This is a genomic window from Acidiphilium cryptum JF-5 (genome assembly GCF_000016725.1).
Classification (GTDB): Bacteria; Pseudomonadota; Alphaproteobacteria; order Acetobacterales; family Acetobacteraceae; genus Acidiphilium; species Acidiphilium multivorum.
The window spans coordinates 1,228,980-1,252,125 of record NC_009484.1 but is presented as its reverse complement, the minus strand read 5'-3'; the positions used below and the strand labels follow the sequence as shown (position 1 = coordinate 1,252,125).

19 protein-coding genes are annotated in these 23,146 nt (G+C 68.3%); 16 read left to right on the top strand and 3 right to left on the bottom strand.

What is annotated here, in order from left to right:
* The 16 genes from ACRY_RS08050 (at position 1) to ACRY_RS07975 (ending at position 19,113) form a co-directional block, all read left to right on the top strand.
* Positions 1–1,017, top strand: coding sequence for a sodium:calcium antiporter (locus tag ACRY_RS08050; protein ID WP_011942006.1), 1,017 nt, complete (start codon positions 1–3; stop codon positions 1,015–1,017).
* A complete protein-coding gene (locus ACRY_RS08045) occupies positions 1,004–3,661 on the top strand; it encodes a cation-translocating P-type ATPase (RefSeq protein ID WP_011942005.1) in 2,658 nt (885 codons plus the stop codon). Before ACRY_RS08050 ends, ACRY_RS08045 begins: the two co-directional genes overlap by 14 nt.
* Positions 3,662–3,846: 185 nt before the next feature.
* Positions 3,847–4,245, top strand: coding sequence for an NADH-quinone oxidoreductase subunit A (gene ndhC, locus ACRY_RS08040; protein ID WP_011942004.1), 399 nt, complete (start codon positions 3,847–3,849; stop codon positions 4,243–4,245).
* Between the two features lie 4 nt (positions 4,246–4,249).
* Positions 4,250–4,945, top strand: a complete 696-nt coding sequence (locus tag ACRY_RS08035) for an NADH-quinone oxidoreductase subunit B (RefSeq protein ID WP_007422597.1) — start codon at positions 4,250–4,252, stop codon at positions 4,943–4,945.
* A gap of 10 nt (positions 4,946–4,955) precedes the next feature.
* Positions 4,956–6,734, top strand: a complete 1,779-nt coding sequence (nuoC, locus tag ACRY_RS08030) for an NADH-quinone oxidoreductase subunit C/D (RefSeq protein ID WP_011942003.1) — start codon at positions 4,956–4,958, stop codon at positions 6,732–6,734.
* Positions 6,721–7,218: an NADH-quinone oxidoreductase subunit NuoE gene (gene nuoE, locus ACRY_RS08025; RefSeq protein WP_011942002.1), complete on the top strand. Its 498-nt coding sequence runs from the start codon at positions 6,721–6,723 to the stop codon at positions 7,216–7,218. Before nuoC ends, nuoE begins: the two co-directional genes overlap by 14 nt.
* Complete coding sequence (gene nuoF, locus ACRY_RS08020; RefSeq protein WP_011942001.1) at positions 7,218–8,522, top strand: NADH-quinone oxidoreductase subunit NuoF; 1,305 nt, start codon at positions 7,218–7,220, stop codon at positions 8,520–8,522. Before nuoE ends, nuoF begins: the two co-directional genes overlap by 1 nt.
* Positions 8,519–11,227: an NADH-quinone oxidoreductase subunit NuoG gene (gene nuoG / locus ACRY_RS08015; RefSeq protein WP_011942000.1), complete on the top strand. Its 2,709-nt coding sequence runs from the start codon at positions 8,519–8,521 to the stop codon at positions 11,225–11,227. The genes nuoF and nuoG overlap by 4 nt, the downstream gene beginning before the upstream one ends.
* On the top strand, positions 11,224–12,195 hold the full coding sequence (gene nuoH, locus ACRY_RS08010; protein WP_007423371.1) for an NADH-quinone oxidoreductase subunit NuoH: 972 nt from the start codon (positions 11,224–11,226) through the stop codon (positions 12,193–12,195). Before nuoG ends, nuoH begins: the two co-directional genes overlap by 4 nt.
* A 13-nt stretch (positions 12,196–12,208) precedes the next feature.
* A complete protein-coding gene (nuoI, locus tag ACRY_RS08005) occupies positions 12,209–12,721 on the top strand; it encodes an NADH-quinone oxidoreductase subunit NuoI (RefSeq protein ID WP_011941999.1) in 513 nt (170 codons plus the stop codon).
* A gap of 31 nt (positions 12,722–12,752) precedes the next feature.
* The gene (gene nuoJ / locus ACRY_RS08000) at positions 12,753–13,253 is read left to right on the top strand and encodes an NADH-quinone oxidoreductase subunit J (protein ID WP_011941998.1); all 501 of its coding nucleotides are present in this window, start codon (positions 12,753–12,755) and stop codon (positions 13,251–13,253) included.
* Positions 13,254–13,257: 4 nt separating this feature from the next.
* Positions 13,258–13,566, top strand: a complete 309-nt coding sequence (nuoK, locus tag ACRY_RS07995; protein WP_011941997.1) for an NADH-quinone oxidoreductase subunit NuoK — start codon at positions 13,258–13,260, stop codon at positions 13,564–13,566.
* 4 nt (positions 13,567–13,570) lie between these two features.
* Entirely contained in the window at positions 13,571–15,427 is a 1,857-nt protein-coding gene (gene nuoL / locus ACRY_RS07990; protein ID WP_011941996.1) for an NADH-quinone oxidoreductase subunit L, read from the top strand.
* A complete protein-coding gene (nuoM, locus tag ACRY_RS07985; RefSeq protein ID WP_011941995.1) occupies positions 15,424–16,941 on the top strand; it encodes an NADH-quinone oxidoreductase subunit M in 1,518 nt (505 codons plus the stop codon). The genes nuoL and nuoM overlap by 4 nt, the downstream gene beginning before the upstream one ends.
* A complete protein-coding gene (locus ACRY_RS07980; protein ID WP_011941994.1) occupies positions 16,938–18,398 on the top strand; it encodes an NADH-quinone oxidoreductase subunit N in 1,461 nt (486 codons plus the stop codon). Before nuoM ends, ACRY_RS07980 begins: the two co-directional genes overlap by 4 nt.
* A 283-nt stretch (positions 18,399–18,681) precedes the next feature.
* Positions 18,682–19,113, top strand: a complete 432-nt coding sequence (locus tag ACRY_RS07975) for a CBS domain-containing protein (protein WP_007423364.1) — start codon at positions 18,682–18,684, stop codon at positions 19,111–19,113.
* 19 nt (positions 19,114–19,132) lie between these two features.
* Here ACRY_RS07975 and ACRY_RS20410 read toward each other — a convergent pair whose 3' ends face one another.
* From ACRY_RS20410 to ACRY_RS07960, 3 genes are read right to left on the bottom strand one after another with little or no spacing between them, the layout of a single operon-like run.
* Positions 19,133–19,537 (bottom strand): EAL domain-containing protein, encoded by a 405-nt coding sequence (locus tag ACRY_RS20410; protein WP_081432880.1) that lies wholly within the window; start codon positions 19,535–19,537, stop codon positions 19,133–19,135.
* A complete protein-coding gene (locus ACRY_RS07965; RefSeq protein WP_011930768.1) occupies positions 19,482–22,472 on the bottom strand; it encodes a Tn3 family transposase in 2,991 nt (996 codons plus the stop codon). The genes ACRY_RS20410 and ACRY_RS07965 overlap by 56 nt, the downstream gene beginning before the upstream one ends.
* The gene (locus tag ACRY_RS07960; protein WP_011930769.1) at positions 22,411–23,070 is read right to left on the bottom strand and encodes a recombinase family protein; all 660 of its coding nucleotides are present in this window, start codon (positions 23,068–23,070) and stop codon (positions 22,411–22,413) included. The genes ACRY_RS07965 and ACRY_RS07960 overlap by 62 nt, the downstream gene beginning before the upstream one ends.
* Between the last annotated feature and the right edge of the window lie 76 nt (positions 23,071–23,146).

Below are 23,146 nucleotides of genomic sequence, written 5' to 3'. Positions count from 1 at the left end.
ATGACGGCCGCCGAAATCTGGCTCGCCTTCTTCGCCTGCCTCGCGCTGGTCGGCGCTGCCGGGCCGGTGCTGTCGCGCAACGGCGATATCATCGCGGTGAAGACGGGCCTGACCGGCGGCTGGATCGGCCTGATCCTCGTCGCCGCCATCACCTCGCTGCCCGAACTCGCGACCGGCCTCAGCGCCGTGACCATCGCCAACGCGCCGGACACCGCGGTGGGCGATGTCTTCGGCAGTTGCGTCTTCAACCTCGCGATCCTGATCGTGCTCGACTTCATGCAACGCGGCGAGAGCGTCTACCGCCGGGTGCGCCAGGGGCACATCCTCTCCGCCGGCTTCGGCGTCGTGCTGATCGGCTTCGTCGGCATGAACATCGCCCTGCACGGCCAGGGCATGGCCTTCGCCGCATTCGGGGTCGGCGGCTACACGCCGATCATCTTCCTGCTTTACGCGCTCGGCGCCCGCGCCGTCTTCTTCTACGAGCGCGACCACCGCGAGGACGCCGCCGAAGACGCGGCCGACCGCTATGCCGGAACCACGCTCGGCACGGCGGTCCGCAGCTATGCGCTCGCTTCGGCGGTCGTCGTCGTCACCGGCACGGCGCTGCCATTCGTCGCCGTGGCGCTGGCCGCGGCGATGGGCTGGCAACAGACCTTCGTCGGCACGCTGCTGGTCGCCGCCGTCACCTCGCTGCCGGAACTGGTGGTCAGCGTCGTCGCCGTCCGCATCGGCGCCGTGGACATGGCGATGGCGAACCTGCTCGGCAGCAACATGTTCAACATCCTCATCCTCGGCATCGACGACCTGTTCTACCGGCAGGGCCCGATCCTCTACCGGGTCTCGCCGGTGCATGTCGTGTCGGCGCTGTCCGCCGTCATCATGTCGGGCCTGCTGATCGCCGGCATATTGTATCGCCCGCAGCGGCGCATCTTCCAAACCGTCGGCTGGATCAGCTTCGGCCTGTTCACGATGTATCTGCTGAATTCCTATGTGATCTTCCTCCATGGCACGCACTGACGAACACGGCGCCGGGCCCGAAACCGCTGATGCCGTGCGCTGGCACGCGCTCGGCCCCGACGCCGTGCTGGCCCGTCTCGGCAGCGACGCGGCGCAGGGCCTCACCGGCGAGGAGGCGAGGGCGCGCGCCACCCGCTTCGGTCCGAACGAAATCCGCGAGGGCCGGCAGCGCGGCCGCCTCGCCATGCTGGCCGCCCAGTTCGCCGATGTCATGATCCTGCTGCTGATCGGCGCCGCCATTCTCTCCGGCGTCATCGGCGAACTCGCCGACACGCTGGTGATCCTGGCGATCGTCGTGCTCAACGCGGCCATCGGCTTCGCGCAGGAGGCGCGTGCGGCGCGGGCGGTCGCCGCCCTGCGCCGCCTCGCGGCCCCCACGGCGGTCGCCCTGCGCGACGGTCACCCCGACCACCTCCCGGCCGACCGTCTGGTGCCCGGCGATATCGTGCTCATCGAGGCCGGCAACGCCATCCCCGCCGATCTCCGGCTGCTGGAAGCCGCCGGCCTGCAACTCGGCGAGGCCTCGCTCACCGGGGAATCCGTGCCGGTGGTCAAACATGTCGCGGCGGCGCCGGCCGACCAGCCGCTCGCCGAACGTCACGGCATGGCCTACAAGGGCACGGTCGTCCTCAACGGGCGCGGCCGCGGCGTCGTCGTCGCGACCGGCATGGCAACCGAACTCGGCCGCATCGCCGCCATGCTCGAAACCGCCGCCGCCCCGCGCACGCCGTTGCAGCAGCGGCTCACCGTCTTCGGCCGGCAGATCGCCATCGCGGCAATCCTGATCTGCGCGCTGATCTTCGGCATCGGCCTGCTCCGCGGCGAGGCGCCGCTGCTGATGCTGCTCACCGCGCTCAGCCTCGCCGTCGCCGCCATCCCCGAGGCGCTGCCCGCCGTCGTCACCGTCCTGCTCGCGCTCGGCGCCTCCCGCATGGCCCGGGCGCAGGCGCTGATCCGCCGGCTTCCGGCGGTGGAAACCCTCGGCTCGGTCACCACGATCTGCTCGGACAAGACCGGCACGCTCACCCTCAACGACATGCGCCTGACCGAGGTCTGGGCCGGCGGCCAGCGCCAGGCCGTCGCGGCGCTCGACGAGCACGCGCCGCTGCTCCGCGCCCTGCTTCTCTGCAACGATATCGCCGTGGACGAAACCGCCCACGCCATCGGCGATCCGACCGAAATCGCCCTCTGGCGCGCCGCCGCCGATGCCGGGCTCGACCGCGGGCGCGAGGCGGCGCTCACCCCGCGCGTGGCCGAACTGCCCTTCGATTCCGCCCGCCGGCGGATGACGACCGTGCATCGCGACGGCAACCGCTTCGTCGTCTACACGAAAGGCGCGCCGGAAGCCGTCCTCCCGCTCTGCGCCACGATGACGACGGGGCAGGGGGTCACCGCGCTCGATCCCGAACCGATCGCGCAGGCGGCCGCGCGCATGGCCGAAGACGGGCTGCGGGTGCTCGCCATCGCCCAGGGCGCCCGCAATGCCATGCCATCCGGCGATGCGCTGGCCGAACTCGAACAGGACCTGACGTTTCTCGGCCTCGTCGGGCTGATCGACCCGCCGCGGCCGGAAGCCCGCGTGGCCGTCGAAACCTGCCGGGCCGCGGGAATCCGCCCCGTCATGATCACCGGCGATCACCCGGTCACCGCGCGCGCGATCGCCCGCGCCCTCGGCATCATCGGCGATGGCGGCGATGTCGTCACCGGCCGCGAGCTCCAGTCGCTCGACGATCCGGCCCTGGCCCGGCGCGTGCGCGAGGCGAGCGTGTTCGCCCGCGTCGATCCCTCCGAAAAGATCCGCATCGTCACGGCGTTGCAGGCGAACGGCGAGATCGTCGCCATGACCGGCGATGGCGTGAACGACGCGCCGGCGCTGGCCCATGCCGATATCGGCGTCGCGATGGGTCGCGGCGGGACCGATGTCGCCCGCGAGGCCGCGAGCCTCGTCCTGCTCGACGACAATTTCGCGACCATCGTCGCGGCGGTGCGCGAAGGCCGCCGCATCTACGACAATGTCCGCAAGTTCGTCCGCTTCGTGGTCGCCTGCAACTCGGCCGAAATCTGGGCGATCTTCCTCGCCCCGTTCTTCGGCCTGCCGGTCCCCCTGGTGCCGATCCAGATCCTCTGGATCAACCTCGTCACCGACGGCCTGCCCGGCCTTGCCCTTGCGGCCGAACCCGGCGAGCCCGACATCATGAGCCGCCCGCCGCGCCCGCCGCGCGAGGGCCTGTTCGATAACGGCATGTTATGGGACGTGTTCTGGTCCGGCCTCGTCATGGCCGCGATCACGCTGTTCACGGAAGCGGGAGCGCTCCGCCTCGGCGATACCCACTGGCAGACGATGGTCTTCACCGTGCTCACCTTCGTGCAGATGTGGCAGATCATGGCGATCCGTTCGTCGCGCGCGTCGCTGTTCACCCAGGGGCTGCTCTCGAACAGGCCGCTGCTCGGCGCGATCGGCCTCACATTCGCGCTTCAAATGGCGGTGATCTACACGCCCGGCCTCAACGGCGCGTTCAACGCCGCGCCTCTGACCGCCGCCGAACTCGCGGTCTGCGTCCTCGCATCGAGCCTGATCTTCATCCTGCTGGAGCTCGTCAAATGGGTCCGGCGCCTCCGCGCGCGGCGCCGTCAGGCGGCATGAACATCGCCGCAAGCCGCGTCAACGCCCATCCATTCAGGACCATGGGGGTCGGAAATCGTTGCCAGTACGACTCGCTTGACAGGCGCGGTCACAATAGTGTCAGATTGTGAGGAAAGGTTTTGTCGTCTTGCGGCTCGAGCCGCACTCGCTGGTTCGAGAAACGCCTGCCGGGATGGACACGGACCATGGCGGATAACGCCCATTACTGGGTATTGCTGGTCTACACCTTTGTCGTGATCGCTCTGGTCGCGGGTATGATCGGCGTGTCCCATTTCCTCGGCCAGCGGCACCTGAAACGGGCCACCATCGAACCGTTCGAATCCGGCATCGTCACCGTCGGCTACGCCCGCTTCCGGCTTCCCGTGCAATTCTATCTCATCGCGATGTTCTTCGTGATCTTCGATCTCGAGGCCGCATATCTCTACGCCTGGGCCACCGCCGTCCATGCCGCCGGATGGACCGGCTATTTGGTGATCGCGGTCTTCATCCTCGCCCTGCTCGCCGCGCTCGCCTATCTGTGGCGCGCCGGCGCGCTCGAATGGGGGCCAAAGCCCCGCGCGCTTGCGATAGTGCGGAGGCGCTGACGCCATGCGCTTCACATTCGGCAAAGGCGCGACGGGACAACAGCTCTCCACGACCGCGCCTCTTCTCCGCGGCCTCGGCACAGCCGGCCAGCCGGCCGCCCCATCCCCCGGCGGCGGCACCTTCACCGATGCGGTTCGCCGCAACGTGGCCCTCGGCCGGCTGGAAGACATGGTGGCCTGGGGCCGCAAATATTCGATCTGGCCGTTCAATTTCGGCCTCTCCTGCTGCTATGTCGAAATGGCGACGGCCTTCACCAGCAAGTTCGACATCGCCCGTTTCGGCTCGGAAGTGCTGCGCGCCACCCCGCGCGAGGCCGACCTGATCGTCATCTCCGGTACCGTGTTCGTGAAGATGGCGCCCGTCATCAAGTATCTCTACGACCAGATGCTGGAGCCGCGCTGGGTGATCTCGATGGGCGCCTGCGCCAATTCCGGCGGGATGTACGACATCTATGCCGTCGTCCAGGGTGCCGACAGTTTCCTGCCCGTCGATGTCTATGTCCCCGGCTGTCCGCCCCGGCCGGACGCGCTGCTCGAAGGGCTGATGCTGCTGCAGAACTCGATCGGTTCCGAGCGCCGGCCGCTCAGCTGGCTGGTCGGTCCCAACGGCGCCGAGAAGATCGAGCGGCCCAGCTTCCGCGATCTCAAACACCAGGAGAGGCAAGCGGCCGGCAGCCTCCCCACGCCGGACAGCGTTTAGGGAGGGCGGGATGCTGACGGAATTCAACAGCATCCCCGCCACAGAGGCCGAACAGGGTATCGTGTCCGACCTGGTCCGCACGCTCGGGCCGATCTCCTTCACCCTGCAGCAGACCGCCGACCGGATCCCGACCATCTGGATCGATCGCGACATCGTGCACGCCGTGCTCCGGCACCTGCGCGACGGCGCCACAAGGCGCTTCCAGATGCTCTACGACCTCACCGCGATCGACGAGCGCCAGCGCGTCCACCGCGATGGCCTGCCGAAATCCGATTTCACCCTCGTCTATCACCTCGTCTCCTTCGAGCGGAACGACGATGTCCGCGTCAAGGTCCCGCTCGCCGAGGGCGCGCTCGAGGTGCAGAGCATCGCGGATATCTGGCCCAACGCCAACTGGTACGAACGCGAGGTCTGGGACATGTTCGGCATCGGCTTCGCCGGCCACCCGACCCTGTTCCGCATCCTCACGCCGCCGACCTGGACCGGCCATCCGCTGCGCAAGGACTACATCGCCCGCGCCACCGAAATGGGCCCCTACATCCTCACCGAGGAGAAGGAACGCGCCGAACAGGAGGCGCTGCGCTTCAACCCCGAGGCCTGGGGCATGAAGCGGCACAGCGAGAACTCCGACTTCATGTTCCTCAATCTCGGCCCCAACCACCCGAGCGTCCACGGCGTGTTCCGCATCATCCTCCAGCTCGAGGGCGAGGAAATCGTCGACGCCGTGCCCGAGATCGGCTTTCATCACCGCGGCGCCGAGAAGATGGCCGAGCGCCAGTCCTGGCACACCTACATCCCCTATACCGACCGCATCGACTATCTCGGCGGCGTGATGAACAACTTCCCCTACGTGATGGCGGTCGAGCGCCTCGCGGGGATCGAGGTGCCGTCACGCGCGCAGATGATCCGCATCATGCTCGCCGAGCTGTTCCGCATCGCCAGCCATCTCGTGTTCTACGGCACCATGTCGCAGGATGTCGGCCAGCTTTCGCCGGTCTTCTACATGTTCTCCGACCGCGAGCGGGTGTTCCAGATCATCGAGGCGATCTGCGGCTTCCGCATGCACCCCGCCTGGTTCCGCATCGGCGGCGTGGCGGCGGACCTGCCCCAGGGCTGGGACCGGATGATCCGCGACTATCTCGGCTACCAGTCGAAGCGGCTCGACGAGTACGACAAGCTCGTCATGCGCAACCGCCTCTTCAAGGCCCGCACGATCGGCGTCGGCGCCTACACGCTGGAGGAAGCGCTGGACTGGGGCGTGACCGGCCCCGGCCTGCGCGCCTGCGGCCTCGGCTGGGACTATCGCCGCCAGCGCCCCTATTCCGGATACGACCAGCTCGAGTTCGACATTCCGATCTGCCACAACGGCGACTGTTACGACCGCGTGGTGGTCCATATCGAGGAAATCCGCCAGAGCCTGCGCATCATCCGCCAGTGCCTCGATAACATGCCGCCCGGCCCCTACAAGTCCGACCACCGGCTGACGACGCCGCCGCTCAAGGAGCGGACGATGCAGGACATCGAAACCCTCATCACCCATTTCCTCAATGTCAGCTGGGGCCCCGTGCTTCCGCCCGGCGAGGCGATGGTCAGCATCGAGGCGACCAAGGGCATCAACGGCTATTACCTCGTCGCCGACGGCGACACCGTCTCCTACCGCACCCGCATCCGCACCCCGTCCTTTCCCCATCTGCAGATGATCCCGCTGATCAGCCGCGGCGCCTATGTCGCCGACCTGATCGCGATCATCGGCAGCATCGATTTCGTGATGGCCGATGTCGACCGCTGAACCCGATCCGGCCGCCGCGCCGCTCGATGCCGCCCTGCGCGAGACGATCGCGACCTTTCTGCGCGAGTCCGAAACCCCGCGCGCCGCCGGCATCGATGCGCTGAAGGCGGTGCAGAAGCGCCACGGCCATGTCTCGGACGACCATCTCGCCGAAGTGGCCGCCCTGCTCGGCATGACACCCGCCGAGCTCGACGGTGTCGCCACCTTCTACAACCTGATCTTCCGCCGCCCGGTGGGCCGCCACGTCATCCTGCTGTGCGACAGCGTGGCCTGCTGGGTGATGGGCGCCACCGCCGCGCGCAACCTGCTGCGCCAGCGCCTCGGCATCGAGCCGGGGGAAACCACGCCGGACGGCCGCTTCACCCTCCTGCCGATCGTCTGCCTCGGCTGCTGCGACCGCGCCCCGGCCATGATGATCGGCGACGACCTGCACGGCAACCTCACCCCCGAGCGGATCGACGCGATCCTGGAGCAGTACAGGTGATGGCGATGGCGGACCGACCCCTCACTTCATACATCCAGCCCGGCCGCCAGCCGCTCGACATCGCCGGCTACGAGCGCGCCGGCGGCTACGCGGCGATGCGCAAGGCCTTCGGCATGTCGCCGGAAAGCGTCGTCGAGGAGGTCAAGCGCGCGAAGGTGCGCGGCCGCGGCGGCGCCGGCTTTCCCGCCGGCCGCAAATGGGAAGGCGCGCCCCGCGGCGCGGACGCGCCGCGCCACCGCTACCTCGTGATCAACGCCGACGAGATGGAACCCGGCAGCTTCAAGGACCGCCTCCTGCTCGAAGCCGCGCCGCATCTGATGATCGAGGGGATCATCATCGGCGCCTTCGCGGTCCAGGCCGAAACCGCCTACATCTTCGTCCGCGGCGAATACGTGCTGGCGATGGAGCGGCTCTCCCGCGCCGTGGCCGAGGCCGAGGCGCGCGGCTATCTCGGCGCCGACATCCTGGGCTCCGGCTTCTCGCTCACCATCCACGTCCACGGCAGCGGCGGGCGCTACATCTGCGGCGAGGCCAGCGCCCTGTTCTCCGCGCTGGAGGGCAAGCGCGCCGTGCCGCGCACCCGTCCGCCGCGCTCGACGACCAGCGGCCTGTGGGGCAAGCCCACCGTCGTCAACAACGTCGAAACGCTGTGCTGCGTGCCGTCCATCATCGAGCGCGGCGCGGACTGGTTTCTCGGCCTGAGCCGCAGCGCGACCGAAGGCGGCACCAAGCTCTACGGCGTCAGCGGCCGGGTCAACCGCCCCGGTCTGTGGGAACTGCCGGTGGGCACGCCGCTCAACGAAATCATCGAGGAGCATGCCGGCGGCATGCGCGAGGGCTACGAGGCGCGCGCGGTGCTGCCCGGCGGCGCGTCGACCGCGTTCATCATGCGCGAGAATTTCGACGTCCCGATGGATTTCGACTCCGTCGGCAAGATCGGCAGCTGGCTCGGCACCGCCAACATCCTGGTGCTGGACCAGAAGCGCTGCCCGGTCGGCCTGCTGCGCAACATCGAGCATTTCTTCGCCCAGGAATCCTGCGGCTGGTGCACCCCCTGCCGCGACGGCCTGCCCTGGGTCGAGCGCATCCTCACGGCGCTGGAAGCCGGCGAGGGCGAGCCGGATGACATCGAGCTGCTCGCCCATCACGTCGACTTCCTCGGTCCCGGCCGCACCTTCTGCGATCTCGCCCCCGGTGCCATGGCGCCGCTGCGCAGCGGCCTGAAATTCTTCCGTGAGGAATTCGAACGTCATGTCAGCGAGCGGCATTGCCCCTGGCACGACACGGCGGAGGGCTGGGCATGACGACCTTCGAGGTGGACGGCAAGACCCTGACCGCGAAGCCCGACGAAAACCTGCTCCAGGCCTGCCTCGGCGCCGGGCTCGACCTGCCGTATTTCTGCTGGCACCCGGCGCTCGATTCGGTCGGCGCCTGCCGGCAATGCGCCGTCAAGCAATATGACGGGCCGGAGGACCAGACCGGCCGCATGGTCATGGCCTGCATGACCCCGGTGCCCGAAGGCGCGCGCTTCTCGATCGCCGATCCCGAGGTCGTCGCCTTCCGCGCCAGCGTGATCGAGTGGCTGATGGTCAACCACCCGCATGACTGTCCGGTCTGCGAGGAGGGCGGCGAATGCCACCTCCAGGACATGACGGTGATGACCGGCCACACCTACCGCCGCTACCGCTTCACCAAGCGCACCCATCGGAACCAGGATCTCGGGCCGTTCATCAAGCACGAGATGAACCGCTGCATCGCCTGTTACCGCTGTTCGCGCTTCTATCGCGACTATGCCGGCGGCCGCGACTTCGACGTCTTCGCCGCCCACGATCACGTCTATTTCGGCCGCCACGCCGATGGCACGCTGGAGAACGAGTTCAGCGGCAACCTCATCGAGATCTGCCCGACCGGCGTCTTCACCGACAAGACGTTTTCCGCGCATTACGTCCGCAAATGGGACATGCGCGGCGCGCCCTCGGTCTGCGCCCATTGCGGCCTCGGCTGCAACACCATCGCCAACGCCCGCGCCGACCGGCTGCGCCGCATCGTCAATCGCTACAACGGCGCGGTCAACACCTATTTCCTCTGCGACCGCGGCCGCTTCGGCTATGGCTTCGTCAACGCGCCGGACCGCTTGCGCGCCCCGCTCCGGCGCAGCGACAATGGAAACCAGGCGACGATCGACCGCGACGACGCGATCGCCCGTCTCGCCGCCCTGCTGCGCGCGGGCGATGCCGTCATCGGCATCGGCTCGCCGCGCGCCTCGCTGGAATCGAACTACGTCCTGCGCCAGCTCGTCGGCGAACAGAATTTCTACCCCGGCGTCAGTGCGGCCGAGGCGCGCCTGCTCCGCCTCGTCGCCGACATTCTCGGCTCCGGCGCCGTGCATGTCCCCTCGCTGCGCGAGATGGAGACGGCGGATGCGGCGCTGGTTCTCGGCTCGGACCTGCCCAACGCCGCCCCGCGCGCGGCGCTGTCGATCCGTCAGGCGGCGCGCGGCGCCGGCATCGCGCGCGCGGTGGCGGCGAAAATCCCCGCCTGGCAGGATACCGGCGTCCGCAATCACGCCGGCGACACCCGCAGCCCCGTGTTCATCGCCACCCCCGCCTCCACGCGGCTCGACGACATCGCGCAGCGCGCCCTCCGCGCCGCGCCGGCGGACATCGCCCGCCTCGGCTTCGCGGTGGCCGCCCGCATCGACCCCGCCGCGCCGGACGTTCCCGGCCTGTCCGAAGACCTCGCCACGGCGGCACGCGAGATCGCCGACGCGCTGCTCGCCGCGCCGAACCCGCTCGTCGTCTCCGGCGTCGAGAGCGGCGAGGAGAGCATCGTCCGCGCCGCCGCCAACATCGCCGCCGCCTTGCGCGCCCGCGGCAAGACGCCGGCGCTGCTGCTGAACGTTCCCGAATGCAACAGCCTCGGCCTCGCGCTGATGACGGCGGGGGAGGCCAGTGTCGAAACCGCGCTGGCGCGGCAGGCGCCCGTCGTCATCGTGCTCGAGAACGACCTCCACCGCCGCACGCCCGCGGCGGTGATCGAGGCCACGCTGGCCGCCTCGCGCCTCGTGGTGCTCGACCATTCCCAAAGCCCCACCACGCGCCGGGCCGATCTCGTCCTGCCCGCCGCCAGCTTCGCCGAGGCCGAAGGAACCCTGGTCAGCGCCGAGGGGCGGGCGCAGCGCTTCTACCCGCCGATCATCGCGGAGGACGGTCTCGCCGAATCCTGGCGCTGGCTTGTTGCCGCGGCCCGCGCCGCCGGGCTCCCGTCCTGCGAGAGCCTGACCACGACCGACGCCATCGCCGCCGCCCTGGCCGCCTCGCTGCCGCGCTTCGCCGCGCTGCCCGGTGTCGCGCCGCCGGCGGCGTTCCGCGTCGTCGGCTCCCGCATCGCCAGCCAAACCCGCCGTTATTCCGGCCGCACCGCGATCGATGCCGGGCGCAACGTGCACGAACCGAAACCGCCCGTCCCGGCGGACTCGCCCTTCAGCGCGACGATGGAAGGCCATCACGGCGCCATGCCGCCGGCCCTGCGCCCGGTCTTCTGGGCGCCGGGCTGGAACTCGGTGCAGTCGCTCAACCGCTTCCAGGCGGAAATCGACGGCCCGCTCAAGGGCGGCGATCCCGGCGTGCGCCTGTTCGAATCCCGGCCGGACGCCGCGCGGCCCTATGACGCATCGATCCCCGCCGCGTTTTCCCCGCGGCCGGACGAATGGCTCGCGATCCTGCTGCCCCGCGTCTTCAATGACGATGAACAGGCCGGCCGCGCCCCGCCCATCCGGGAACGCGCGGCCCCGCCCGCCCTCGTCCTCAACGCCGAGGACGCCGCCTCGCTCGGCGTCGCCGCCGGCCAGAACCTGGCCTGCGAGATCGGCGATGCGCGGGAGGACCTCGCGGTCGAGATCGATCCCGCCCTGCCGCGCGGCGTCGCCGGGCTCGCCGGCTTCGCGCAGAGGCCGCACGCCATCCCCGCATGGCTGCGGCTGCGCCCGGCGGAGCCGCCCGTGTCATGACCCACGGCAACGAGATCGTCATCGGCCTGCTGAACGTCGTGATCGGCCTCGCGGTGCTGATGGCGGCCGCCGCGCTGCTGACCTGGATCGAACGCCGCCTGCTCGGGTTCTGGCAGGACCGTTACGGCCCCAACCGCGCCGGCCCCTTCGGCGTGCTCCAGGTCGTCGCCGACGGCATCAAGCTGCTCTTCAAGCAGGACTGGATTCCCCCCTTCGCCGACCCGGTCATCTTCGTCCTCGCCCCGGCCATCTCGATGGTCACGGTGATGCTCGCCATCGCGGTCGTCCCGGCGACGCCGATGATCGGCATCATCGGCAATCTCAATGTCGGCCTGCTGTTCTTCCTCGCCATGAGCGGGCTCGGCGTCTACTCGGTGGTGCTCGCCGGCTGGTCGTCGAACAACAAGTTCTCGCTCCTCGGCGGCATGCGCGCCGCCGCCCAGATGGTCAGCTACGAGGTCTTCATGGGGCTGTCGCTGGTGGGCGTGGTGATGCTCGCCGGCTCCTTCAACCTCACCGATGTCGTGCACAGCCAGCGGCATCTCTGGTACGTGGTGCCGCAATTCATCGGCTTCGTCGTCTTCTTCCTCGGCGGCATCGCGGAAACCCACCGCCTCCCGTTCGACCTGCCCGAAGGCGAGAACGAACTCGGCGCCGGGTTCCACACCGAATATTCCGGCATGAAGTTCGGCATGTTCTTCGTCGGCGAATATATCGGCATCATCGTCGTCTCGGCGATGACGACGGTGCTGTTCCTCGGCGGCTGGTATGGCCCGCTGCTGCCGCCCTTCCTCTGGTTCGCGATCAAGACCGGGTTTTTCGTCGCCTTCTTCATCCTGCTGCGCGCCGCCCTGCCGCGCCCGCGCTACGACCAGTTCATGGCGTTCGGCTGGAAGATCCTGCTGCCGCTCACCTTGCTGAACATTCTCGTCACCGGCGCGCTCATGCTCGCCGGGCCGGCCATATGAAGGGGAGGGGATCATGCTGAGTTCGCTGGTCACGCTCTGGTACACGTTCCTCCACCTGTTCCAGCGCAACGTGACGGTATCCTATCCCGACGAGATGCCCTATCTCGCGCCGCGCTATCGCGGCCGGATCGTGCTCACCCGTGACCCGGACGGCGAGGAACGCTGCGTCTCCTGCTATCTCTGCGCGGTCGCCTGCCCGGTCGACTGCATCAGCCTGCAGAAGACCGAAGCCGAGGGAAGGTGGTATCCCGAATTCTTCCGCATCAATTTCTCCCGCTGCATCTTCTGCGGCTTCTGCGAGGAAGCCTGCCCGACCTACGCGATCCAGCTCACCCCGGATTTCGAGATGAGCGAATACGACCGGCAGAACCTCGTCTACGAGAAGGAACACCTGCTGATCAGCGGCACCGGCAAGTATCCCGACTACAATTTCTACCGCGTCTCCGGCCTCTCGATCCCGGGCAAGGACAAGGGCGAGGCCGCGCGCGAGCGCAAGCCGATCGACACGCGCAGCCTGCTGCCATGAACGCGGACGGGAAGGGGAGGCATAGCGGAACATGAACGCCACCTTCGTCATCTCCGCGATCATCGCGGTCGTCGCGACGGCGATGATGATCACCCGCCCCTCCGCCGTGCACGGGCTGCTCTATCTCACGGTCTCGCTGCTCGCCGTCGCCCTCGTGTTCTTCGTGCTCGGCGCGCCCTTCGCCGCGGCGCTGGAGGTCATCATCTACGCCGGCGCCATCATGGTCCTGTTCGTCTTCGTGATCATGATGCTGAACATCGGCGAGGCGGCGGCCCGGCTCGAAAGCAGCTGGCTGCATCCCGCCACCTGGGTCGGCCCGTCCATCCTGGCCCTGCTGCTGGCCATCGAGCTCGGCGCCGTCGCCGTCTCCGGCGGCCTGCGGCACCCCGCCACGTCGGTGATCAGCGCCCATGCGGTCGGTGTGGCGCTGGTCGGCCCCTACATGCTCGCGGTCGAGCTCGCCTCGTTCCTCCTGCTCGCCGGCCTGGTCGCGGCGTTCCATCTCGGCCGCTCGATCATGGGAACGGACTAGCGGGATGGCGACGGTTCCGCTCGGCCAGGGCCTGCTGCTCGCCGCGATCCTCTTCGCGCTGGGCCTCGTCGGCGTGCTGGTCCGCCGCAACCTGCTGTTCATGCTGATGTCGCTCGAGGTGATGCTGAACGCGGCCGGCGTCGCCTTCATTGTCGCCGGCGCCCGCTGGGCCTCGCCGGACGGGCAGATCATGTTCATCCTCGTCCTCACGCTCGCCGCGGCGGAAGTCTCGGTCGGCCTGGCACTCATCCTGCTGATGCACCGGCGGATCCCCACGCTCGATGCCGATGCCGGCGACGGTCTGAGGGGGTAGAAAGATGCAGCATTTCCTCTGGCTCGTCCCCGCGCTGCCGCTCCTCGGCTCGATCGTCCTGATGCTCGGCACCGGGCGCCTGTCGCACCGCGCCGAGGCGCTGATCGGCGTGCTCTCGGTCGGCCTCGCCGCCGTCGTCGCCTTCGCCATCGCCGGCGCCTTCCTGCTCGATCCGCCGGCCGGCGCCGCCTACCAGCAGTCCCTGTGGCGCTGGTTCGCGGTCGGGCATTTCTCCTTCGGCATCGCCCTGCGGGTCGATCCGCTCTCGCTGCTGATGATGCTCGTCACCAGCGGCGTCGGCTTCCTCATCCATCTCTTCTCGACCGAGTTCATGGAGGGCGAGGAGGGCTACGGCCGGTTCTTCGCCTATCTCAACCTCTTCGTCGCCGCCATGCTGCTGCTGGTGATGGCCGACAATTTCCTCGTCCTCTACGCCGGCTGGGAAGGGGTCGGGCTCTGCTCCTACCTGCTGATCGGCTTCTGGTGGCGCGACCCCGCCAACGGCCTCGCCGCGCGCAAGGCCTTCATCGTCACCCGCGTCGGCGACACCGCCTTCCTGATCGGCCTGCTGCTGATCGCGAGCCGCCTCGGCACGCTGAACATCGCCGGGGCGATGGACGCCGCGTCCCGCACCTGGCATCCCGGCTCGCCGGCCGCGACGCTGATCGCCTTCCTCCTGCTCGGCGGCGCCGTCGGCAAGTCCGCGCAGTTGCCGCTGCAGACCTGGCTGCCCGACGCGATGGCCGGCCCCACCCCGGTCAGCGCGCTCATCCACGCCGCGACGATGGTCACCGCCGGCGTCTACCTCATCGCCCGCACCCATGTGCTGTTCCTGCTCGCGCCGGCGGCGGAAATCACCGTCGGCATCGTCGGCGCGGCGACCCTGCTGCTCGCCGGCTTCAGCGCCCTCGCGCAGAACGACATCAAGCGCATCCTCGCCTATTCGACGATGAGCCAGATCGGCTACATGTTCCTCGCCCTGGGCGTCGGCGCCTGGCGCGCGGCGATGTTCCACTTCATGACGCACGCCTTCTTCAAGGCGCTGCTGTTCCTCTCGGCCGGCGCCGTCACCATGCGCCTGCATCACGAGCAGGACATCTACCGGATGGGCGGCCTCGCCCGCCGCCTGCCCGCCGCCTTCTGGAGCTTCCTGATCGGCAGCGCCGCCCTTGCCGCCCTGCCGCTGATCACCTCGGGGTTCTACAGCAAGGAAGCGATCCTCTCGGGCGCCTGGGCCGACGGCAATGGCGGCCGCGTGCTCTGGCTCGCCGGCGTCATCGGCGCCTTCGTCACCGGAATCTACATCTTCCGCGCCGTCTTCATCGCCTTTTTCGGCGAGGAGCACACCCATGTCAGCGGCTCCTACGGCTGGCGCGTCATCGTGCCGCTGGTGGTGCTCTCGGTGCTGTCGCTGGTCGGCGGCTTCATCGAACTGCCGCCGGCCTTCGGCCACGTCACGCTGCTCTCCAGGCTCCTCGCCCCGGTGCTGCCCCCGACCAGGGAGGTGACCGACATGACCCCGCTGCTGCTCGCCAGCGCCGCGTCCATCCTCGGCATCGCGCTGGCCGCCGTGCTCTACTGGCGCCCGTCGCGCCCGCCGGCCGAAACGCCGCTCTGGCGCTTCTGGCACGCCGCCGCCGGGTTCGACGCGCTCTATGACCGCCTGCTGGTCCGCCCCGTGATCTGGGCCGCCCGGGTCGACCGCGACGATTTCATCGACAGTTTCTACGACGGCATCGCCTGGGCCACGCAGGCGATCCACCGGGCGATCCGGCGCACCCAGACCGGCCGGGTCCGCCTCTATGCCGCGAGCCTCGCCATCGGCTCGGTCGGCCTGATCGCGATCGCGGTGCTGCGATGATCCTGTTCTGGCTCCTCATCTTCCCGGCGGTCGGCGGCGTGCTGGCCTGGATCGCCGGCACCCGCAACCCGGATGCCCCGCGCTGGGTGTCGATCGCGGTGCTCACGCTCGAACTTCTCATGGCGCTCCCCCTGATCGGCGCCGCCGCCGCACCCGGCCATGGCGCGTGGATCGCGCAGTTCGACCACTCGTGGATTCCGCAGCTCGGCATCTCCTTCGAACTCGATCTCGACGGGCTGAGCCTGGTCCTGATCCTGCTGACGATCGTGCTCAGCCTCATCTGCGTCGTGATCTCCTGGACCGAGATCACCGACCGTTCCGGCCTGTTCCACGCCAACCTGCTCTGGACCACCACCGGCGTCATCGGCGTCTTCCTCGCGCTCGACCTGTTCCTGTTCTTCTTCTTCTGGGAACTGATGCTGGTGCCGATGTATTTCATGATCGCGCTATGGGGCCACGAGAACCGCTCCTACGCGGCGATCAAGTTCTTCCTCTTCACCCAGGGCAGCGGCCTGCTCATGCTGGTGTCGATCCTCGTGCTCGTCTTCATCCACCAGCGCGCGACCGGCGATCTCACCTTCGACTATTTCGCCCTGCTCGGCACGAAAATGAGCCCGACCACCGGCTTCCTGCTGATGCTCGGCTTCTTCATCGCCTTCGCCGTGAAGCTGCCGGCGGTGCCGTTCCACACCTGGCTGCCGGACGCCCACACCGAAGCCCCGACCGCGGGTTCCGTGCTGCTCGCCGGCATCCTGCTGAAGACCGGCGCCTACGGCCTGATCCGCTTCGTGGTGCCGCTGTTTCCCGCGGCGGCGCACGCCTTCGCGCCGGTGGCGATGGCGCTCGCGGTCGCCGGCATCCTCTACGGCGCGCTGCTCGCCTTCGGCCAGAACGACCTCAAGCGCCTGGTCGCCTACAGCAGCATCAGCCACATGGGCTTCGTCCTGCTCGGCGTCTTCGCCTGGAGCACGCTCGCCCTGCAGGGCGTGGTCGCGCAGATGGTGGCGCACGGCATCAGCACCGGCGCCCTCTTCGTCCTGGTCGGCGCCCTGCAGGAACGCATCCACACCCGCGACATGCGGCGCATGGGCGGGCTCTGGGGGCAGGTGCCGCGCCTGTCCGCCTGCGGCATGTTCTTCGCCATCGCCTCGCTCGGCCTTCCCGGCCTCGGCAATTTCATCGGTGAATTCCTCATCCTGCTCGGCAGCTTCCAGGCCAGTGTGGTCTTCACCGTCATCGCCACGTTCGGGCTGGTCGCCGCCGCCGCCTATTCGCTGCTGCTGGTCCAGCGCGCCTTCCACGGCGCGGCGCAGGAACCGGCACCCCATCGCGCGATCGCCGATCTCTCGGCGCCGCATCTCGCCGTCATGGCGGTGCTGGTGGTCGCCATCGTCGGGCTCGGCCTCTATCCGCAGCCCGTCTTCGACGAGGTGGCGCCGGGCCTCTCCGCAGTGCAGCACAGCGCCGCGGTCTCGGCGGCGCTGCCCGAGCACCTCGCGGAGCGCGCGCCATGACCGCCCCGGCCTTCACCGCCAAGGCCTTCGCCGCCTTCGCGCCCTTCACCCTGCTCGGCGCGGTGACGATCCTGGTCATGCTGCTGATCGCCGTCCGCCGCGATCACCGCCTCGTCGCCCTGTCGACCATCGCCGGCCTGCTGCTCTGCTGCATCGCCCTGCCGCTCGCCGCTCCCGCATCCCCCGTCGCCGTGACGAAGCTGTTCGTGATCGACGGCGCCGCCCTGTTCTATGCGGGCCTCGTGCTCGTCTCCGCCCTGGTCGTCGCCGCGCTCTCCTGGGTCTATCTCGACCGGGTGGGCGAGGGGCCGCGCGAGGAATACTATCTCCTCCTGCTCACCGCGACGCTGGGCGCCGCCATCCTGCCGGCGAGCGTGCATTTCGCCTCGTTCTTCCTCGGCATCGAAACGCTCGGCATCTCGCTGCTCGGGCTGATCGCCTATGCCGGCCCGCGCGGCAGCGCGGCCGAGGCGGGCACGAAATATCTCATCCTCAGCGGCGCCGCCTCCGCCTTCCTGCTGTTCGGCATGGCGCTGATCTATGCCGCCTTCGGCTCGATGTCCTTCGCCCGCATCGGCGCGCTCGCCCATCAAGCCGGCCCGGCCGATCTCTACCGCCTCGCCGGCATCGCGCTCATTCTCTCCGGCGTCGCCTTCAAGCTCTCGCTGGTCCCGTTCCACATGTGGACGCCCGACGTGTACGAGGGCGCGCCCGCGCCGGTCACCGCCTTCATCGCCGTCGTCTCGAAAATCGCGGTCTTCGCCGTGATCCTGCGCTTCTTCGCCCTCGCCGGCGCTCATGCGGATGCCTCGCTCCGCGCCGGCATCGCCGCGGTCGCGATCCTGTCCATGCTCGCCGGCAACCTGCTCGCCCTGCTGCAGACCAACGTGAAGCGCCTGCTCGCCTATTCGTCCATCGCCCATCTGGGCTACCTGCTCGTCGCCTTCCTCGCAGCCCCGGCGCTTGGCGTCGATGCCGCGGCCTATTACCTGGCCGCCTACGCGGTCACCAGCCTCGGCGCCTTCGGCATCGTCGCGCTGCTCAGCGCGCCGGGCGCGGGGCGCGATGCCGACCGGATCGAGGATTACCGCGGCCTGTTCCGCACCCGCCCGTTCCTCGCCGCGAGCCTCGCGCTGATGCTGCTCTCGCTCGCGGGCATGCCGCCGACGATGGGCTTCATCGCCAAGTTCTACCTCGTCGTCGCCGGCGTCGGCACCGCCCTGTTCTGGCCGGTCGCCGCACTCCTGCTCGGCAGCGTGATCGGCCTCTACTACTATCTGCGCATCCTCGTCGCGATGGCGCTGCCCGCCCCCGGCGATGAGGAGGCGCGACATCCGAACGCCGTGCCCCCGCTCGGCAACGCGGTGATCGGCGCGCTGCTCGTCCTGCTGGTGGTGCTCGGCGCCTATCCGGCGCCCGCCCTCGCGCTGATCCGCATGACCATCGGCCACGGCTGACCGCCGCCACCGCCGGCCGTCATGGCCATGCGCCCTACCGCTGTGCATCCTGCATGGCTGGTCACCTCGCCGCCGCCTCAAAATGCTGGCATCGGGACGGCGGAAGAGTCATACTCCCGATAACGTTTGAGTGATGGCCCGCGCATGGCGCGCCATAGTCGGATGCACCGCCTGCACGGGCCGGCGCACCAGCCCGGAAAGCGGTTTCCAGCATCCGCCTGTGCCGGATCTCCATGCAGGCGGGCGTTTCGGTCCTGTCCTTCACGGAACGCGGAGAAAAGTCATGACAACGATACGCCAGGTGCTCGACCAGAAGGGCTGGGGCGCCATCGTGCTCAGCGCGAATCATTTCATCCCGCAGGCCGCGCGGTTTCTCACCGCCAAGCGCATCGGCGCCGCCCCGGTGGTCGACGATCGCGGCGCGCTGGTCGGCATGCTCTCCGAGCGCGACATCATGCGCTTCGTCGGCGAATTCGACGGCGACATCAAGGACCGCACGGCGGCCGACCTGATGACGACGCTGGTCGCCTCCTGCACGCCCGAGGCGACGATCCTCGACGCGATGCTGCTGATGACGACGCATCGCTGCCGCCATCTCCCCGTCTTCGAGGACGGCGTGCTGGCCGGCGTCGTCAGCATCGGCGATCTGGTGAAGGCCCGGCTGGAGGAAGCCGAGTTCGAGGTCGATTCGCTGCGCGCCTACATCGTCTCCTGACGCATCCCGCGCGTGGGCCTCACCGGCTCGCCGTCAACCCCCGCGCGAGCAGCCCCTGCATGCCGACCTCATTGACGGGCTGGCCGAAATAGAAGCCCTGCACGCAGGCCGCGCCGAGCCGGCGCACATGGTTGAGCTGCACCTGGGTTTCGACGCCCTCCACCGTGATCGGCATCCTGATGGCCGTGGCCATGCCGACGATCGCGTTCAGGATCGGCGTCTCGTCCGTCTCCGCGCGGATCCGGCGGAGGAAGGACTGGTCGATCTTCATGGCGTCGAACCGGAACGCATCGAGCTGGGCGAGGGACGAATAGGCCCGAAGTAACGGAACGCTCCGCGGTGTAGCATAAGCGGACAAAGTGGGAACATCAGGCTGCGTGGGTGGTCGTGTCGTGGATTGGCCGGAGCGGCCGCAATCCGGCATGGTTTTCCGACGATTTCTGTTTGGCGCTCCAGATGTAGTCGCCGGTCAGGTTCACATGCTCCCAGCCGATCGGCGAGAGATGCCTGAGGAGGGTTCCGGGCACATCCTCGACCTGGCGTAGGGCCTGTATGGCTTGCGCGAGATAGCGTGTGTTCCAGAGGATGATAGCGGTGACCAGGAGGTTCAGGCCAGATGCTCGATGTGTCTGGTTCTCGAAGGTCCGGTCACGGATTTCGCCGAGCCGGTGAATGAAGACGGCGCGGGCCAGGCTGTTGCGGGCCTCGCCCTTGTTGAGTTCATGACTGCTTTCACGGCGCAGGCCCGGATCTTCCAGCCAGTCGAGGGTGAACAGCGTCCGCTCGAGACGGCCGAGTTCGCGCAGTGCCGCGGCGACGGCGTTCTGTCGTGGGTAGGCGGCGAGTTGCCGCAGGATCACCGACGCGGACACCGTGCCGGTGCGGATCGAGGTGGCGATCTTCAGGAGATCGGGCCAATGGGTGCGGATGAGATCGACGTTGATGCGGCCGGCGATCATCGGCGCGAGCGTCGGATAGGCTGCCGGTCTGGCAAAACTGTAGAGACGCCGGTCTTTCAGATCGGGAATTCTCGGCGCAAACACGTATCCAAGTAGGGCGCACAGGGCAAAGACATGATCCGACACCCCGCCGCCATCGGTATGGTGCCGGTGCTGACGTGGCGGCGCATCGCCGTGATGATCGAGCAGGCCGTCGAGGACATGCAGGGCTTCGCTGGCGGTTGCGGCGATCACCCTGGTATGGAACGGCGCGTAGCGATCGGAGAGATGGGTGTAGAATTTCAGACCCGGTTCGGGGCCATAGTGCGCATTGATCCGGCTCGCATCACGGCCAGAACCGCCGGCGCGGAAGAACTGCCCGTCCGAGGATGAGGCGGTTCCCGACCCGAAGAGAGCGGCGAGCGGCTCGCGGCTCTGGTGTTCGACCAGGCGGCGCAGCGCCAGGGCGTAGGTCTCGTCGCGGATGTGCCAGTCAGCGGTCCAGGCGAGCTGGCCCAGACTGGCGATGCTGCAAGCTTCGGCCATCCGGGTCAGGCCGAGATTGAGGCCATCGGCCAGCAGCCCCGCCATCAGAACCCGGGGGTCAGCGGCGGCTTCGCCGGTGCGCAGATGGGTGAAGCAATCCGGGAAGCCGGTCCAGCCGGCCACTTCCGTCAGCAGGTCAGTGATCCGGATGCGGGGCAGCGCGGCATAGAGCTTTGCTGCCAGCGCTTCGGCCTCGGGCGGAGTCGATTTTTCGATCGGTGTGATTCTCAGCACGCCCTTCTCGATCGTCACATCGGGAAGCAGCCCGCCCCGGGCACGGATGTCGATCTCGGCCAGCCGCGCATCCAGCCAGGTCCGCCTGGTCGCGATGAAGCGCTCGAAGTCGGTCTCGACAGCGACCGGAATGCTGGACTCTTTTTGCAGGACCTGAAATGTTTCCCTGGAGATCAGCCGCTCCTCGAAGGCCCGATATTGCCGGCTGCCGGCAACCCAGACATCGCCGGCAGCAAGGCGCTGACGCAATTCCGCCAGGACGCAGAGTTCGTAATAACGCCGGTCGATGCCGTGTGCCGTGAGGACATGACGCGCCCAGCGCGGCCGGACAAAGGCGGTCGGCGCTGACTTGGGCAGCGTCGAGGCTCCCGCGCTGTTCATGGCGCGCAGCATGGCGATCGCGCGCATCAACGACGCCGCGGCGGGAACACCCTGAAACTCGAAAGTGGCCAGAAACGCCGGCGCCCAGCGCCGAATGCCGGCATAATGTTCGCTCAGCACCTCGTAGGGATCGAAATCTTCCGAACGAACCAGAGTTTCCGCTTCCATAACGGTCGAGCAGAACCGGTCCCAGGGTATCACCTTGTCAATCGCCGCGAAGGGATCGCCCTGGCCGGCGCGCGCGGCCATCAGGGCGGCGCCGATCCTCGCATAAAGCCGGACCTTCTCGTTGATCGCCCGGCCTTCGGCCTGGAACGCCCGGGCATGTCGGCCTTCCGCCTTGCGGAACATCGCGCCGATCAGCCGTTCGAACAGAGTGATCGCCTGATCCGTCAGGCGGGCCGACAGATCGAGATCGATCGCGGTGAGCACGGCATGCCGGCGCCGGCGCTCGTAGCCAGCAACATGCTGCACCGTGGTCCGGCCGGCCTCGCGAACGAGCTGGGCGAGCCGGGATTGATTGATCCGGCGACCGCGCGCCGGATCAATGCCGATTGCCCGGATGTGCTCCAACCGCTCGATCACCCCGAGCATGGATGCCGGCTTTGCCGATTCCGGGATCTGGCGCAGCCAGGCCAGCCAGCTCTGGCTGGTGTCCAGACGCCGCTCCGTCAACGCATCCAGCCGACGCCGCTGATCGGCGGACAGACCCTCGGTCAGCAGACGCTCGATTTCCCGGCGCGCGCGGTATCGAACCTCGATGCAGAGCCGCTCGAGCTGCGCCGGGCGAGGTAGAAGAACCCCGCGACCGCGGCACTCTTCCAGCACCAAAGCCGCCAGATCGACCAGCCGGTCGGTTTCCAGTGCATGCGCCAGCAGCCAGTCGGCAAGGTCTGCCGCCACGCGCGGCCCCCATGGCCGCAACCCGAGGCGATCCTGCAAAGCCGCTGAATGCCGGCGTCGATTTTGATCCACCCTCAGATAAGCACCGAGGGAATCCGGCAAGACGTCGATCTGTGTGGCGACGAACGAGACCAGGGCAGGATCGGGTATCTCGCCGGCATGGAGCGGCCGGCCGGGATACCGCAGGTAACAGAGCATGAGAGCCAGACCGAGACGATGGTGATCGCCCCGACCGCGCCGGATCATTGCAAGATCAGTAACAGACAGCGTGTAGTGACGAATTATGCCGCGTCGATCAGTCGGCGGGTCGAACAGCTGTGCGATCTGTTCCCCGGTCAATATCCGTCGATGACCCACTGGTCCCTCCCTCCTGCCTGTTGAGGATAGGAGACCAGCCGATCCGTGCCAGAGAGTCGACCAGCGTACTCCGCGAAATGCCGAAAGTGCGGCAGACCGACGCTTTCGTGGCACCAGCGTCCAGCGCCGCGATCACCGCCGCCAGCTTCTCGGCATCGATCGCCACCGGTCGGCCACCACGCCTGCCGCGCCGACGGGCGGCCGCCAGACCTGCCTGCACACGCTCCTGGATCAGCGAACGCTCGAACTGCGCCAGAGCGCCAAAAACATGAAACAGGAATTCCCCCTGCGGCGTCGTGGTGTCCATCTGCTCGGTCAGCGACCGGAAGCCAACGCCACGAGCCCTGAGGCTGTTCACCGTCTCCAGAAGATGCGGCAGCGACCGGCCGAGCCGGTCCAGCTTCCAGACCACAAGGCAATCGCCGGATTTCAGATAGGCCAGTGCCGCAGCGAGACCCGGCCGATCGCGCCGGCTGCCCCCGGCACGATCCTCGAACAGATGCCGCTCATCGACCCCGGCACCGAGCAGGGCATCGCGTTGCAGGTCGAGCACCTGTCGGTCATTGTCGGTCGAGACGCGCATGTAGCCGATCAGCATGTACGGAAATCCCCTTCGAGACGGTTTCCGTATACCATACCATTCCGACGGTGTTTTCCGTACATGATTCGGCAGG

Coding starts and splice junctions, on each gene's coding strand:
- nuoG (WP_011942000.1), top strand. CDS start 8,519: ATGACGACCTTCGAGGTGGACGGCAAGACCCTGACCGCGAAGCCCGAC.
- ACRY_RS08050 (WP_011942006.1), top strand. CDS start 1: ATGACGGCCGCCGAAATCTGGCTCGCCTTCTTCGCCTGCCTCGCGCTG.
- nuoI (WP_011941999.1), top strand. CDS start 12,209: ATGCTGAGTTCGCTGGTCACGCTCTGGTACACGTTCCTCCACCTGTTC.
- ACRY_RS07975 (WP_007423364.1), top strand. CDS start 18,682: ATGACAACGATACGCCAGGTGCTCGACCAGAAGGGCTGGGGCGCCATC.
- nuoC (WP_011942003.1), top strand. CDS start 4,956: ATGCTGACGGAATTCAACAGCATCCCCGCCACAGAGGCCGAACAGGGT.
- ndhC (WP_011942004.1), top strand. CDS start 3,847: ATGGCGGATAACGCCCATTACTGGGTATTGCTGGTCTACACCTTTGTC.
- nuoL (WP_011941996.1), top strand. CDS start 13,571: ATGCAGCATTTCCTCTGGCTCGTCCCCGCGCTGCCGCTCCTCGGCTCG.
- nuoJ (WP_011941998.1), top strand. CDS start 12,753: ATGAACGCCACCTTCGTCATCTCCGCGATCATCGCGGTCGTCGCGACG.
- nuoF (WP_011942001.1), top strand. CDS start 7,218: ATGGCGATGGCGGACCGACCCCTCACTTCATACATCCAGCCCGGCCGC.
- nuoE (WP_011942002.1), top strand. CDS start 6,721: ATGTCGACCGCTGAACCCGATCCGGCCGCCGCGCCGCTCGATGCCGCC.
- nuoK (WP_011941997.1), top strand. CDS start 13,258: ATGGCGACGGTTCCGCTCGGCCAGGGCCTGCTGCTCGCCGCGATCCTC.
- ACRY_RS20410 (WP_081432880.1), bottom strand. CDS start 19,537: ATGCCGGATTGCGGCCGCTCCGGCCAATCCACGACACGACCACCCACG.
- ACRY_RS08045 (WP_011942005.1), top strand. CDS start 1,004: ATGGCACGCACTGACGAACACGGCGCCGGGCCCGAAACCGCTGATGCC.
- ACRY_RS08035 (WP_007422597.1), top strand. CDS start 4,250: ATGCGCTTCACATTCGGCAAAGGCGCGACGGGACAACAGCTCTCCACG.
- ACRY_RS07980 (WP_011941994.1), top strand. CDS start 16,938: ATGACCGCCCCGGCCTTCACCGCCAAGGCCTTCGCCGCCTTCGCGCCC.
- ACRY_RS07960 (WP_011930769.1), bottom strand. CDS start 23,070: ATGCTGATCGGCTACATGCGCGTCTCGACCGACAATGACCGACAGGTG.
- nuoM (WP_011941995.1), top strand. CDS start 15,424: ATGATCCTGTTCTGGCTCCTCATCTTCCCGGCGGTCGGCGGCGTGCTG.
- nuoH (WP_007423371.1), top strand. CDS start 11,224: ATGACCCACGGCAACGAGATCGTCATCGGCCTGCTGAACGTCGTGATC.